At 41.3% G+C, this 14837-nt stretch carries 11 protein-coding genes; 9 read left to right on the plus strand and 2 right to left on the minus strand.

The genetic code is table 11. From position 1 onward, the window contains the following. Positions 1 to 93: 93 nt before the first annotated feature. Together IGJ45_RS01800 and IGJ45_RS01805 are read right to left on the minus strand one after the other, a co-directional pair. Complete coding sequence (locus IGJ45_RS01800; RefSeq protein ID WP_060813097.1) at positions 94 to 924, minus strand: NUDIX domain-containing protein; 831 nt, start codon at positions 922 to 924, stop codon at positions 94 to 96. 45 nt (positions 925 to 969) lie between these two features. Further along, on the minus strand, positions 970 to 1239 hold the full coding sequence (locus IGJ45_RS01805) for a hypothetical protein (RefSeq protein ID WP_005472766.1): 270 nt from the start codon (positions 1237 to 1239) through the stop codon (positions 970 to 972). A gap of 184 nt (positions 1240 to 1423) precedes the next feature. Between IGJ45_RS01805 and metG the strand changes: the two genes are divergently transcribed. The 9 genes from metG (at position 1424) to IGJ45_RS01850 (ending at position 14804) form a co-directional block, all read left to right on the plus strand. After that, complete coding sequence (gene metG, locus IGJ45_RS01810) at positions 1424 to 3430, plus strand: methionine--tRNA ligase (RefSeq protein WP_003128586.1); 2007 nt, start codon at positions 1424 to 1426, stop codon at positions 3428 to 3430. 264 nt (positions 3431 to 3694) lie between these two features. Next, positions 3695 to 6373, plus strand: coding sequence for a cation-translocating P-type ATPase (locus IGJ45_RS01815; RefSeq protein WP_005472760.1), 2679 nt, complete (start codon positions 3695 to 3697; stop codon positions 6371 to 6373). A 174-nt stretch (positions 6374 to 6547) separates the two neighbouring features. Then, on the plus strand, positions 6548 to 6976 hold the full coding sequence (locus tag IGJ45_RS01820) for a hypothetical protein (RefSeq protein ID WP_003128588.1): 429 nt from the start codon (positions 6548 to 6550) through the stop codon (positions 6974 to 6976). 516 nt (positions 6977 to 7492) lie between these two features. Next, entirely contained in the window at positions 7493 to 9001 is a 1509-nt protein-coding gene (gene abc-f, locus IGJ45_RS01825) for a ribosomal protection-like ABC-F family protein (RefSeq protein WP_156248043.1), read from the plus strand. Positions 9002 to 9448: 447 nt separating this feature from the next. After that, positions 9449 to 10522 (plus strand): ABC transporter ATP-binding protein, encoded by a 1074-nt coding sequence (locus IGJ45_RS01830; protein WP_311828201.1) that lies wholly within the window; start codon positions 9449 to 9451, stop codon positions 10520 to 10522. Beyond that, positions 10522 to 11403, plus strand: coding sequence for a carbohydrate ABC transporter permease (locus tag IGJ45_RS01835; RefSeq protein ID WP_029487291.1), 882 nt, complete (start codon positions 10522 to 10524; stop codon positions 11401 to 11403). The genes IGJ45_RS01830 and IGJ45_RS01835 overlap by 1 nt, the downstream gene beginning before the upstream one ends. A 1-nt stretch (position 11404) precedes the next feature. Then, complete coding sequence (locus tag IGJ45_RS01840; RefSeq protein ID WP_041119808.1) at positions 11405 to 12223, plus strand: carbohydrate ABC transporter permease; 819 nt, start codon at positions 11405 to 11407, stop codon at positions 12221 to 12223. After that, positions 12207 to 13499 carry an MBL fold metallo-hydrolase gene (locus tag IGJ45_RS01845; RefSeq protein WP_103300331.1) on the plus strand — a complete coding sequence of 431 codons (1293 nt, stop codon included), beginning with the start codon at positions 12207 to 12209 and terminating at the stop codon, positions 13497 to 13499. The genes IGJ45_RS01840 and IGJ45_RS01845 overlap by 17 nt, the downstream gene beginning before the upstream one ends. A gap of 21 nt (positions 13500 to 13520) precedes the next feature. Continuing rightward, positions 13521 to 14804, plus strand: a complete 1284-nt coding sequence (locus tag IGJ45_RS01850; RefSeq protein ID WP_103300332.1) for an ABC transporter substrate-binding protein — start codon at positions 13521 to 13523, stop codon at positions 14802 to 14804. Positions 14805 to 14837 lie beyond the last annotated feature (33 nt).

Below are 14837 nucleotides of genomic sequence, written 5' to 3' on the forward strand. Positions count from 1 at the left end.
CAAACCCACAGACGCTGGCTTTATGCTCAGCTGAAAGTGATTCGTCTATCGTTTCGGTTCTTGTTTGCTTGTGTTGCAGCCTCTTTGCACGGCCTACATTTTGTCGCCAAGCACATCAGCATTCAATTCATAGATTTTCGAAGGTCGTCCAATACCGACGGGCTTTTCACCGATTTCCGTGAAATATTGAAGCATGGCTTTTTTGAAATTTGAATGGTCAATCAATTTAAAATCGATCCCCAAAAATTTAGCGAAGACTTTACGTGCTTCAGTGATCGTGAAGCTTTCGCCGAGAACCAGCAGTACTTGTGGTTCGTGTTCCATTTTGTTTGCCACTCGTTCAAATGCTTTCAAAATAATCGCACTATGGTCAAAAGCCAATGTATCCTTACCGACAGATTGTCCCGAGACTAGGTCCAAGATAATCTCAACATCGCCACTAGATAAAAAGATTTGGTTCGCCTTTCTCTCTAATGAAAACCAGCGGACTTGATTGGCATCATCCCCAGCGCTCAAAGGTTCTTCGCCGATAAAAGCGAGATAACTGACCGTAATGACCCAGCCCCGCGGGTCTCGCCCTGGTGTGCTGAAGGTATGGAGTTGTTCGATGTTTTGCTTTGAGATGGTTACGCCGATCTCTTCTTGCGTCTCGCGAATGACACTTTGACCAGTTGACTCATTCGGATTGACGAAACCACCCGGTAAAGCCCAAGAATTTCGAAAGGGATGCCCTTTTCGCTGAATCAGTGCAATCTTCAGTTCTTCTTCTTCTTTGTTGTAACACATCAAGACCATATCGACTGTCACAGAAGGCTTCTCATATTTTGGCTGGTCCTGACTGCGATACCAAGTTAAAAATTCTGCTTCAGAAGCTTCTTTTTCATAATACTCTTTTTCTGCTGTTTTTGAGGTGAATTCTTTCATTCCTGTCTCCTACTCCTGATATGATGAAATAATAATGATGATGGATTAGTTAAAAAAATAGGGAAAAATCAAATTGATAAAAAAGAGTGCTAAATAGAAGAATGCCGCTTTTTGTGTGTGCTTCATGGCTAAATATCCCCACACAGCGATCCATAGCAGGAACCCATAACGAAGCAATGATGTGATGACCACAAAGAAGCTAGCTAGATTTTGCCCATTGAAATAGCCGTAAAAATACAAATAAAAACTAGAAAAAATCAAATGGATGATCGTTAAAACAGCTAAGATCATGAAGCGCTGTTGTTGTTTTTTCAAGCGAAAAACCCTCTCTTTCAAACGTTCATTCCTATTATAGCAAAAAAACAGCTCATAAACCAAAAGGAGCTGATAGTAAAATCATCTCATCAATTTGGGCAAAAGAAAAAAGGAAAAACTCACAGAAAATTATGGTATACTACCTTAGTATACACTTTACAGGTGAAAAGGAGGACGTACGCCCATGGCTGAAAAAGAAACATTTTATATTACGACGCCAATCTATTATCCAAGCGGCAAATTGCATATCGGAAATTCTTATACAACGATAGCTTGCGACGCAGTAGCACGTTATAAACGTCTAATGGGCTTTGATGTGTTTTATTTGACTGGTGTTGATGAACACGGGCAAAAAATCGAAAAAAAAGCGGAAGAACTAGGTGTTGATCCACAAGAATATGTAGATAAAATGGCTGCCGATGTCAAAAAATTGTGGAAAACATTGGACATCAGCTACGATAAATTTATCCGGACAACGGACGACTATCACAAAAAGGCAGTCCAAAAAATCTTTCAACAATTATTGGACCAAGGAGATATTTATCTTGGCGAGTATGAAGGCTGGTACTCTGTCTCTGATGAAGAATACTTCACAGAAACGCAATTGGCAGAAGTTTATCGTGATGAAGAAGGACATGTGATCGGTGGGAAAGCACCAAGCGGCCACGAAGTAGAATTAGTAAAAGAGTCTTCGTACTTCTTCCGCATGAGCAAGTATGCAGATCGTCTGGTGCAATATTATGATGAGCACCCAGAATTTATCCAACCTGAATCCCGTAAGAATGAAATGATCAATAATTTCATCAAGCCAGGTTTAGAAGATTTAGCTGTCTCCAGAACAACTTTCAAGTGGGGGATTCCAGTAACGGCGAGTCCTGAACATGTGGTCTATGTTTGGATCGATGCTTTATCAAACTATATTACAGCACTAGGCTATGGTTCCGATGACGATTCATTGTTCCAAAAATACTGGCCGGCAGATGTTCATATGGTTGGGAAAGAAATCGTTCGTTTCCATACGATCTATTGGCCAATCATGCTGATGGCATTAGATTTGCCATTGCCTAAAAAAATCTTCGGTCATGGTTGGCTGATGATGAAAGACGGCAAAATGTCGAAATCTAAAGGCAATGTCGTTTATCCAGAGATGCTTGTTGAGCGCTATAGCTTGGATGCTTTGCGCTACTACTTGCTGCGGGCAGTGCCTTTTGGCAGTGACGGCGTTTTTACACCAGAAGACTTTGTTTCTCGGGTAAACTATGATCTAGCCAATGACCTGGGTAATCTATTAAACCGCACTATCGCTATGATCAATAAGTATTGTGAAGGAATCGTTCCTAAATATGCCTCAAAAGTAACTCCTTACGATAGTGAGTTGTCGACAACCGCAGCCAACGTCGTAGGTCGCTACCATGAAGCAATGGACAAGATGGAATTCAGTACTGCATTGTCGGAAGTATGGACGTTGATCTCTCGTGCCAACAAATACATCGATGAAACACAACCGTGGGTATTGGCCAAAGATCCTGAGAAAAAAGCAGAATTAGACAGTGTGATGGTCCATCTTGCAGAAAGCTTGCGAATCGTAGCAATCTTGCTGCAACCGATCATGACCGAAACACCGGCAAATATTTTCCATCAGTTAGGCTTAACTTCAGAAGCCATGGACTTGAAAGACTTGCGGTTCGGTGAATTTCCTAGTGATACCAAAGTAGTGGCTAAAGGAACGCCAATCTTCCCTCGTTTGGAATTAGAGACGGAAGTCGCTTATATCCAGAAGAAAATGGCGGAAGGAACGCAAAGCACTGCTGAAACAGTCAAATGGAACCCAGAAGAAACGGTTCTTGCTTCTGAAAAAACAGAGATCAAATACGATGATTTCGACAAGATCGAATTGAAAGTAGCTGAAGTGATCGACTGTCAAAAAGTCAAAGGAGCAGATAAACTGCTTCAATTTCGCTTAGCTGCGGGTGATGATCAAGATCGACAAATCTTGTCAGGAATCGCTGAGTTTTATCCAGAGCCGCAAGATTTGATTGGTAAGAAAGTCGTAATCGTAGCGAATCTGAAACCACGTAAGATGCGGGGGCAAATCAGTCAAGGGATGATCCTTTCCGCGGAAGATACCGAAGGACGATTAAAAATTGTTGAAGCTCCAAAGGGAATGCCTAACGGATCAATCATTGCCTAAGCGAGACAGTATTTAATCATTTCTGTTCTTTTTTCAGAAAATGAAATTGCAACCGAATGAAACATTTTGTATAATGGTCTTTATTGAGATGATCATGAGGGAGTAACTGGCAGCTTATCGTTGCGGCAACATCACCATCCTGAAAGAAATTTCTGGTGTTGCCTTAAATAGTGAGACTCGTGTATGTGTTTTAGTGCATACATGAGTCTATTTTTTTTCATTTCATGTACAATAAAGAAGGAAGAAGAATAAAGGAGGAAAAACATGTCTGAAGAGAATAAAAAAGAGCAACTCTCGCAAGCTTTTTATGCACAAGAAGCTGAGGCTGTTCTGAAAGAGCTGCAAACCGATGCCAACGGTTTGACAAATGACGAAGCCAAAAGTCGTCTGTCACAATATGGCGCCAATGAATTAGAAGAAGGTAAGAAAAAATCGATGGCTCAAAAATTCTTTGAACAATTCAAAGATTTGATGATCATCGTCTTGTTAGCCGCTGCGATCATTTCTGCTGTCGTGTCACATGAAATCGTCGATTCAATCATTATTTTAGCCGTTGTTATTATCAATGCGATCATGGGCGTGGTTCAAGAAGCGAAGGCCGAACAAGCCATCGAAGCGTTGCGGGAAATGTCGACGCCCAATGCCAATGTGTTACGAAATGGGCATACGGTGACGATCAAAAGCGATGAACTGGTTCCCGGAGATATCGTTCTTTTAGAAGCCGGCGATGTGGTACCAGCTGATTTACGCTTATTAGAAGCTAGTTCTCTGAAAATCGAAGAAGCGGCATTAACTGGTGAATCGGTACCCGTAGAAAAAGAATTGACTGTGATCGATGCAACAGATGTTGGGATCGGTGATCGTGTCAATATGGCTTACTCCAACAGTAATGTGACTTATGGACGGGGAAAAGGGGTCGTTGTCAATACAGGGATGGCGACAGAAGTCGGTAAGATCGCTGGTATGTTAGCAAGAGCCGAAGAAACGGAAACGCCGTTGAAACGTAACTTGAATGAACTTGGTAAATTCTTGACGATCGCCATCATCGTGATCGCCGTAATTATGTTCTTTGTTGGTACGATCTTCAATAATACTTCTTGGGTCGACATGTTGCTGACATCAATCTCTCTTGCGGTTGCTGCGATTCCAGAAGGATTGCCAGCGATCGTAACGATCATCTTAGCACTAGGCACGCAAGTCATGGCCAAACGAAACGCTGTTATTCGTAAATTACCGGCAGTAGAAACATTGGGTGCGACAGACATCATCGCATCAGATAAAACAGGTACATTGACACTAAACCAAATGACAGTTGAAAAACTTTATGTCAATGACAAGCAACATGCTGCTTCTGAAGACATTCCATTGGATACAATGGCTCTGAAAGTCATGAACTTCGCGAATGATACTAAGTTCGGTGAGGAAGGCAACTTGATTGGTGATCCTACTGAAACAGCACTTGTTCAATTCGGGATGGATCAAGGCTTCCATGTGAAAGATCAAGTGAGTGCAGAACCTCGTGTAGCGGATCTGCCATTTGATTCGGATCGTAAATTGATGAGTACGATCCATGAACAAGAAGATGGTCGTTACTTAGTTGCAGTGAAAGGCGCGCCTGATGTCTTATTGGGACGTGCGTCAAAAGTCTTGTTGAACGGACAAGAAGTACCAATGACTGAAGAAGAAAAACAAAAAATCTTGTTCAACAATACAGATATGGCCAAACAAGCGCTTCGTGTCTTGGGAATGGCATACAAGTATGTAGATGCAGTACCAGAAAACTTGGAATCAGAAATCGTAGAAAATGATCTAGTCTTTGCTGGTCTTGTAGGGATGATCGACCCTGAACGGGCTGAAGCAGCCGATGCTGTGCGAGTAGCTAAAGAAGCTGGTATTCGTCCAATCATGATCACAGGAGACCACCGAGACACAGCAGAAGCAATCGCTGGACGTCTAGGAATCATCAAGCCTGGTGATGACGCAGCTGTATTGACGGGTGCTGAATTGAACAAAATGAGTGATGAGGAGTTTGCACAAAAAGTGACTCATTACTCGGTTTATGCACGGGTTTCACCTGAACATAAAGTTCGGATCGTGAAAGCATGGCAACATGAAGGCAAAGTCGTCGCTATGACAGGTGATGGTGTCAATGATGCGCCAGCACTGAAACAAGCTGATATCGGTGTTGGTATGGGAATCACTGGGACTGAAGTATCTAAGGGTGCTTCGGATATGGTTCTGGCTGATGATAACTTCGCAACAATCGTTGTGGCTGTTGAAGAAGGACGCAAAGTTTTCTCAAACATCCAAAAAGCGATCCAATATTTGTTAGCGGCTAACTTAGGTGAAGTTTTGACATTGTTCTTAGCTACCTTATGGGGCTGGGATACACTGTTGCCGATCCATCTGTTGTGGATCAACCTTGTAACAGATACTTTCCCTGCAATCGCATTGGGAATGGAGCCAGCTGAGAAAGATTTGATGAAGCATGCCCCTCGTGGCCGGAATTCGAACTTCTTCTCTGGTGGAGTCATGAGCAGTATCATCTATCAAGGGATCTTGGAAGCTGCAACGGTCTTGTTCGTCTACTGGTCAGCAATTCAATGGCCGGTACACGATACCTATGATGCAATCCATGCGGATGCATTGACAATGGCGTTTGCTACACTAGGATTGATGCAACTGTTCCATGCCTTTAACGTTAAGTCTGTTTACCAATCATTATTCAAAGTGGGACCTTTCCGCAACAAAACCTTTAACTGGGCAATCTTGCTTTCCTTTGCATTGATGATGGTCATCATTGTTGTTCCTGGATTAAATGACATCTTCCGAGTGGCTCATTTAGATCTCTATCAATGGGGAATCGTTCTAGGTGCATCCTTCGCGATCATCCCGATCGTTGAGATCGTTAAAGCTGTCCAACGTGCAATGGGCAAAAAATAAGCAGTCTCTAAATTTATTCCGCAGGCAGAGTATTCTGACTGCGGTTTTTGTTCACACCAATCGTCGTAAATGAATAATAGGAGCGAATGAACAATCTGCTTTTGCCGACCTTTTCATTTTTGGCAATAAACGGTAAAATAAAAGATAGCTAAGAAGAAAGTAGGGGAATGAATCGTGCGACCGAATTTAGGTTTTTATGTACAAACAATCAATGATCTAGTGAAAGAGACAGAGAAAATCGGGGAAACCATGAATCCGAATTATGAAGAGATTCGTCAGGCTCTCGATAAAAAAAAGGAATCTGAACTATCACCAGAGCGTCTGGAAACAATCGAAGCGTCCTTTAAAAAAGGAACGGACAAATATCGTTTGATGCTGGAACAGATCTCTAAATTACGCCCGCCTGCAACGGTCATGGGGATCCACAAAAAATTTGAACGAGCATATACGAAGTATGTTGCTGGCTGTGAAGAAATGATTCTAAGTATTGCTGATGGGGTCGATCGGGAAGCTTTCGATGCGTCAGAGAAAAAACAAGACGAAGCCACTGATGAAATCTCTTTTGCAATTCAGCGGATGACAGCTCTCTTGTTAAAAAAATGATAAAGTTCGTTTCTTAAACGAGAGTTATTTAATTTAAATGTTATGTTATTCTTATGTAAAATGATGATGGTGGATGTATAATGAATTCACAACCAACAACCTTTTTATTTTTCATTTTACTCCTTTTGCCATCAGGACTAACCAACCTGATGGTTTTTTTATTTTTATAAATGTTTTTTTACTCAAAATAATAAAATAACTGCAAAAGACATTGTGAATAAATTTACCTAACAGTTTGTTAGTATCGTTTCACTGCTAATCTAAAAACAAGTATCGCCAATTGCGGTTTTTCGCGGTAGATGCTATACTGAAAACAACTTATAAACGAAATGAGGGATCCTCCATTGAAAAACTAACCAATTTGTTGGAAGCTGCATAGAATCATGTTCTCTAGGGAGCAGTGTGCAGATTTTCAGGATTGGTGTGTTTTTCTGGAGGGTCTTTTTGTGTACTTTTCTGGAACCTGACCTGAAAATAGGCGCAGTTTTTGTCTAGAGATAGACAGGAGGTACAAAAATGTCAAATATAAAAATAGATCAATTAAGTTTTGGCTTCGATACTCAGAATCATCTGCTGTTCGATCAAGCTGATTTGGTGATCGATACCCAGTGGAAATTAGGTTTGATCGGTCGAAATGGTCGGGGGAAAACTACTTTACTCAAATTACTGCAAGACCAATTGCCTTATAGCGGGACTATCACCCATCAGCAAGCATTCGTTTACTTTCCTCAACCAGTGGCAGATCCGCAACAACTAACCTATGATACATTACAAGATCTGTGTGACTTTGAGCAATGGCAGATCGAGCGAGAGTTAAATTTGCTTCAGTTGGATCCAGATGTCCTCTGGCGTCCATTTGAGACATTGTCTGGTGGGGAACAAACCAAAGTTTTACTTGCACTACTGTTCATCGATGAGGAACACTTTCCGTTGATCGATGAACCCACCAATCATTTAGACATTACAGCTCGTGCTCATGTAGCTGCTTATCTAAAACGGAAAAAAGGCTTTATCGTCGTCAGCCATGATCGACACTTTGTTGACGAAGTGGTGGATCACATTTTATCGATTGAAAAAAGCCGACTAGTGATTTATCAGGGGAACTTTTCTGTTTACGAAGAACAAAAGCAACGGCAAGATCAGTTTGAACAGGAGCAAAATGTTAAACTGAAAAAAGAGATCGGCCGTTTAAAGCAAACGGCTGCCGAAAAAGCAGAATGGTCACGAGGACGGGAACGAGATAAACTGGGATCACCAACAAAAAAAGGCAGTGGAGCAGTCTATGACACAGGGGCGATTGGTGCTCGGGCAGCCAGAACGATGAAACGATCCAAAGCAATCGTCAAGCGGATGGAAGATCAAGCACAAGTCAAAGAACAGTTGTTGAAAGACATCGAATATATCGATCCCCTTTCTATGAATGTTAAAGCCACGCATCACAAAGTTTTGCTGCGAGTGGAAAATTTGCAATTGACGTATGAGCAACCGTTGTTTGATCCGTTGAATTTTACCATCGAAGCTGGTGACCGGATTGGTATTTTGGGTGCAAATGGTTCTGGCAAATCGAGTTTAGTGGCTGGCCTATTAGGTCATTTTACTGGAACTGTCACCGGCTCTGTTTGGATGCCGCAACATTTGTCCATCAGTCGTGTTCGCCAAAATTACGAGGATAATCGAGGCACCTTGACTGAGTTTGCTGAATCCCACCGATTGGATTATCAAGAATTGTTGAATAATCTGAAGAAATTGGGCGTGGAGCGAAATGTCTTTCAGACCCGAATCGAAGATATGAGTATGGGGCAGCGTAAGCGTGTGGAATTGGCAAAATCGTTGGCAACCCCTGCTGAGCTGTTTATCTGGGATGAACCCTTGAATTATCTGGATGTCTTTAATCAGAATCAGTTAGCTGAAGTGATCCAACTTGTCCAACCGACGATGTTGATCATTGAACATGATCGCCATTTTCTGGATCAAGTGTCTACACAACAATTTTTGCTTGGACATACAGATCTAGCGCGTCCATAAATCGAACCGGGATAGGATTTTTTTAAATCTTATCCCGGTTTTGTTATTTTAAAGTGGTGGGTTTTTGAGAAAGCTACCCTATTTTGATCGTTAGTCTGTTTTTTTGATTTGAGTGGTCTAGATAAAAAATAATAAATGGGGTGCCTGTTTTTTCTTTTTTTATTTATTTTGCAAGAAAAAAAGCCTTACAATGCAATATTCTGTCGTTCAACAATCTCATTTTTTTCTCATCGTTCTGCTAGTTAATTAAAATTTCTATCATAATTACCAAAGGGTTTTACAAAAGATTTACAATAACAGTACCGAATAAAAATATTCATTTGTTATCATAAAAATCGAATTTCTTTGAGCGTTTGACAACAGCCTGTAAGAATTCAGCTGTTTTTGTGTTCCTATCTTGCTGGTCGAACAAAAGCGGCAAAGAGAAAAATAATGGAGGTTCTTTTTTTGATAGAAGTAGTTGGGTTGAAGAAGGTCTTTGACAACAAGTTTGAAGCTTTGAAAGCGGTGGATTTTACGATCGAGAAGGGCGATCTTGTTTGTTTACTTGGGCCTAGTGGCTGTGGGAAGTCAACGATTTTGAATTTGATCGCTGGATTGTTGAGTCCGACAGATGGGGATATCCGCTTTAACGGAAATTCCGTGGTGAAAACGGAGCCAAAGGATCGCAATATCGGCTTTGTTTTTCAAAATTATGCCTTGTATCCTCATATGACCGTTTTAGAAAATGTCATGTTTCCACTGACTGTTGGTGATAAAAAAATCAAGAAAAACGAAGCGCAGCAAATTGCTGAAAAATATATGCAGCTGACCAATATTGAAGAATTGAAGGATAAAAAACCTGGTACATTGTCTGGTGGGCAGCAACAGCGGGTTGCCATCACTCGTGCGTTAGTCCAAAATCCTGAAGTACTATTGCTGGATGAACCATTGAGTAATTTAGATGCGCGTTTGCGTTTAAAGATTCGCGAGGAGATTCGTCGCTTAGTCAAAGAAGTTGGGATCACGACGATTTTTGTGACTCATGACCAAGAAGAAGCGTTGTCTATCAGTGACAAAATCATTTTGATGAATGAAGGCGTGATCCAGCAAAATGATGATCCGCAAAATCTTTATTTAGAACCCAATAATTTATTCGTTGCAAAGTTTATCGGAAACCCAATTATCAATATCTTGCCAGTGGAAGTGACAGATGGTGTCATGCATCATCCAGAATTCACGATCCCTACAGAGTGCTTCGTGGATATCCGCTTCAAGAAAACGTTGACAGATGGTCATTATACTTTAGGGATCCGTCCAGAAGATGTGTTAACGACGACCCAAACACCATTATTCAATACCGAGATAAAAAGTGTTGAACTAATTGGTCGTGAACGGATCTTGAACTTTGATCTGGCTGACATCCACGTTAAATCGATCGTTAGCATCGAAGAAATCATTGAAGAAGGAGCACACTTAGCTTTTGACTTCAATTACAAAAAAGCGTTCATCTTTGATGAAAAAGGGGAGCGAGTTTATTGATGTTCAAGAAAAATTATAATCCCGAAAATCAACCCAAAGCTTGGCTGTTCTTATTGCCCTCACTAGTCATTATTTTGCTCTTTAGTGTGTATCCATTATTTCGTTCATTGTTTATGAGTTTTCAAAAAGGATCATTGATCAATCAGCGATATGCCGGATTAGAAAACTACCAAAAAGTGCTGACGGATCCAGTGTTTTTCAAGGCGCTAAAGAATACAGCTTGGTTTGCATTCGCTGTGGTTCCTATTGCATTAGTGATTTCACTAGCGATCGCTTGGATCATCTTTGAAAAGGTGAAACATAAGAGCTTTTTTGAGACGATCTTCTTTATGCCGTATGTCACCAGTACCATCGCCATTGGGATCGTGTTTCGCTATTTCTTTAATGGGTCTTATGGGATCATCAACTACTTGCTGGGCTTAGTGGGGATTCCCGCCGTCAATTGGCTGGATAATGTCAATATGAGTATGCCGACACTGATCATTTTTGGGATTTGGAGCAGTTTGGCCTTCAATATTATTATTCTCTTAGCAGGGATGCGTAACATTGACAAAGAACATTATAAGATCGCAAAAATGTTTGGCGCCAATAACTGGGAGATTTTTCGCAAGATTACTTTTCCGCAGTTGATTCCGACATTTGCCTTCTTGTTGACCGTTAATATCATCAGTGCCTTTAAAGTCTATACACAAGTCTATGCCTTGTTTGGTGGTCAACCCGGTATCGCCAAAAGCGCAACCACAGCTGTCTATTATATTTATGACAAATTCCATATTGCGGGCCGTCCTGGGATCGCAATGGCTGCGACTGTGATTCTCTTTGTTATTATTTTGGCGGTGACCTTTATCCAAAATAAAATTTTAAAGAAAGTAGGGGAATAAGATGAAAAAAGTCGTAACCCTCATCTCTCTGATTTTTTTGGCGCTCTTAGCGATCATCACGATTTTTCCGTTTATTTATATGATTCTCGCGGGACTGATGACTTATAGTGAGGCCACCAGTATTCCGCCTACGATTTTGCCGGAGTCCTTTCAATGGAGCAACTATGCCGAAGTCTTTACCAAAGCACCATTTCTTCGTTACTTTCTGAATACAGTCTTTGTTTCAGCAGTCACGACTATCGCCACATTGATTACTGCTATTCTGGCAGCTTTTGCATTGACTAGTTTGGAATTCAAATTCAAAGGGCTTGTGATTGCTCTAATGATTTCCTTATTGATGGTTCCTTATGAATCAATCATCTTTACCAACTACAACACGATTGCTCAAATGGGGTTGTTGAATACTTACAGTGCGTTGATTATTCCCTTTCTGACGAGTATCTTTTATATTTATTACCTGAATGGCTATTTGAAAAGCATTTCGAATACCTTTTATAAAGCAGCAAAAATCGATGGTGCAAGCGATATGGCTTACATACGGCGGATATTGATCCCAATGTCTAAACCGGCACTAGTGACTGTTGGCATCTTGACCTTTATCTCGAGCTGGAATTCTTTCTTGTGGCCATTGTTAGTCACGAATGAAAAAAAATATCGGTTGTTGAACAATGGGCTAGCGGCCTTCACATCAGAAAGCGGTAGCGATGTTCATTTGCAGATGGCAGCTGCGACATTGACTGTCATTCCGATTTTGATCATTTATTTGATTTTTAGAAAAGAGATTATTAAAGGAGTGGCAAAAGATGGCATCAAAGGCTAAAACAACAGTTACATTTCACAGTGGTATTCTCACGATCGGCGGCACCGTCATCGAAGTGGCATACAAAGATGCCCATATTTTCTTCGATTTTGGTTCGGAGTATCACCCAGAGCAGCCATTACCCGACGAAGCATTACAGACCTTAGTGGATCATCGCTGGGTCCCGCAATTGCGCAATGTCTATGATCCTCGTCTGTCTTATACGTATCATGGATCAGAACAAAAGGACTATCAAGAAACAGCTGTTTTTCTATCTCATGCCCATCTTGATCATTCAAAGATGGTCAATTATTTGGACCCTGCAATCCCTTTGTATACCTTGAAAGAAACCAAAGCGATCCTAAAAGCATTGAATCGCACCGGTGATTTTTTGATTCCTACTCCTCATGAAGCCCCTGCCTTTGTGCGGGAAATGATTGGCTTGGAACCCCACGATGTGATCAAAGTTGGTGAGATCGAAGTAGAGATCGTTCCTGTGGACCACGACGCCTATGGTGCCGCGGCATTGCTGATTCGAACACCGGATCACTTTATTGCCTATACGGGCGATTTGCGGTTGCATGGCTATCATCCAGAGCGGACAAAAGAATTTTGTCAGTTAGCCAAACACACGGATCTATTGATGATGGAAGGAGTCAGTATCAGTTTTCCTGAAAGAGAAAGCGATCCAGATACTATCGAAGTAGCCAGTGAGAAAGAATTGGTAGCGGCTTTTGTCGAGTTGGTCGAAAAAAATCCACAACGGCAAATCACTTTCAACGGCTATCCTGCCAATGTAGAGCGCTTTTTAGCTTTGGTGGATGCTTGTCCTCGAACGATCGTCCTTGAAGCACACCAAGCAGTATTACTGAAAGAAATCTTTGACAGAGAAGTTCCCTATTACACGGTTGAAGGCGGAGCTTCCTTAGCAGAGTTAGATCCTGCGCTAGAAATTGATTATCGTTCTTTATGTGTCGACACTGGCCAGTATGTCTGGCAAGCAGTTGACCATTTTGAAAATTTACAACCAGGCAGTCTGTATATCCATAGCGATGCACAACCGTTGGGGGCTTTTGATCCTGCCTATGAAGAGTTTCTCGCTTTGTTAGCAAAGCTGGAAATTGAGTTTGTACGGCTGCCGGTTTCGGGACACGCAGTTCCTGAGGATCTTGATCAGATTATTGCGTGGATCGAACCAAAAAGATTGGTTCCAATCCATACCTTGAAACCAGAGAAACTGGTGAATCCGTATGGCGAAAGAATATTGCCAGAACGTGGCGAGAAAATAGAACTATAAAAGGATAGAGGAGAGTAAAGAATGAAATCAAAAAAACTAGCATTTGCAGCAGTGGCTGCGGCAACTTTAGTGTTAGGGGCATGCGGCAACAATGGCTCAAATGACAGTGCAAAAGGCAGCGATGAGATCGTTACAGAGGTTCCTAAAGATACTACTGTCACATTCTGGCATGCAATGAATGGTGCACAAGAAGAAGCACTGACGAAACTGACAGATGAGTTTATGGAAGCAAACCCAAATGTGAAAGTAGAACTGCAAAATCAATCTCAGTACTCCGATCTGCAGGCGAAAATCAATTCGACACTACCTTCACCAAAAGATTTGCCAACCATCACACAAGCGTATCCAGGTTGGCTTTGGAATGCAGCTCAAGATGAAATGCTTGTTGATTTAGGCGAGTATATCGATAATGATACGATTGGTTGGGGTGACCAAGAAGAAATTCGCTCTTCATTATTAGAAGGTGCACAAATTGATGGTGTCCAATATGGTATTCCTTTCAACAAATCAACGGAAATGTTATTCTACAATGCAGATCTTTTAAAAGAATATGGTGTAGAAGTGCCGACAACATTAGATGAGTTAAAAGAAGCTTCAAAAACAATTTACGAAAAATCAAATGGCAGCGTTGTTGGTGCTGGCTTTGATTCATTGAATAACTACTATGCTATTGGCATGAAGAACAAAGGTGTTGATTTTAACAAGGATTTACAGCTAGACAGCGATGAATCGAAAGAAGTCATCAATTATTATGCGGAAGGTGTGAAAGACGGCTACTTCCGTATTGCTGGATCCGATCAATATCTTTCAGGACCATTCGCAAACGAACAAGTTGCGATGTTCATCGGCTCGATTGCTGGAGAAGGATATGTCAAAAAAGACACCGAAGGCAAATTTGAATATGGTGTCTCTGCCCGCCCAGAAAAAATCAATCTACAACAAGGAACAGACTTATATATGTTCACAAGTGCATCTCCAGAGGAGCGTACCGCTGCTTTTGAATACATGAAGTTTTTGACTTCTCCTGAGTCACAATTAGAATGGGCAGTTTCAACAGGATACATGCCAGTTGTTCAATCTGTTTTAGATAGTGATGAATACAAGAACAATCCAGATACGAAAGTTGCTTCTGAGTTAAGTGAAGCAACAAAAGAACTTTTCTCGATCCCAGTAATTGAAAATGCAGACTCAGCTTACAATGAAGTTCGTTCCATCATGGAGAATATTTTGTCGAATACTGACAAAGATACCGATAAATTGATTAAAGATTCCATTCCACAACTTGAGGATGTTTGGAATCAATAGTTCTGCTCGTAAAAGGGCCAGACAATGACCCTA

It is taken from the genome of Enterococcus sp. DIV0574 (assembly GCF_051711125.1).
Taxonomy (GTDB): domain Bacteria; phylum Bacillota; class Bacilli; order Lactobacillales; family Enterococcaceae; genus Enterococcus_D; species Enterococcus_D gallinarum.

Coding starts and splice junctions, on each gene's coding strand:
- IGJ45_RS01815 (WP_005472760.1), top strand. CDS start 3,695: ATGTCTGAAGAGAATAAAAAAGAGCAACTCTCGCAAGCTTTTTATGCA.
- IGJ45_RS01800 (WP_060813097.1), bottom strand. CDS start 924: ATGAAAGAATTCACCTCAAAAACAGCAGAAAAAGAGTATTATGAAAAA.
- IGJ45_RS01835 (WP_029487291.1), top strand. CDS start 10,522: ATGTTCAAGAAAAATTATAATCCCGAAAATCAACCCAAAGCTTGGCTG.
- metG (WP_003128586.1), top strand. CDS start 1,424: ATGGCTGAAAAAGAAACATTTTATATTACGACGCCAATCTATTATCCA.
- IGJ45_RS01850 (WP_103300332.1), top strand. CDS start 13,521: ATGAAATCAAAAAAACTAGCATTTGCAGCAGTGGCTGCGGCAACTTTA.
- IGJ45_RS01840 (WP_041119808.1), top strand. CDS start 11,405: ATGAAAAAAGTCGTAACCCTCATCTCTCTGATTTTTTTGGCGCTCTTA.
- IGJ45_RS01845 (WP_103300331.1), top strand. CDS start 12,207: ATGGCATCAAAGGCTAAAACAACAGTTACATTTCACAGTGGTATTCTC.
- abc-f (WP_156248043.1), top strand. CDS start 7,493: ATGTCAAATATAAAAATAGATCAATTAAGTTTTGGCTTCGATACTCAG.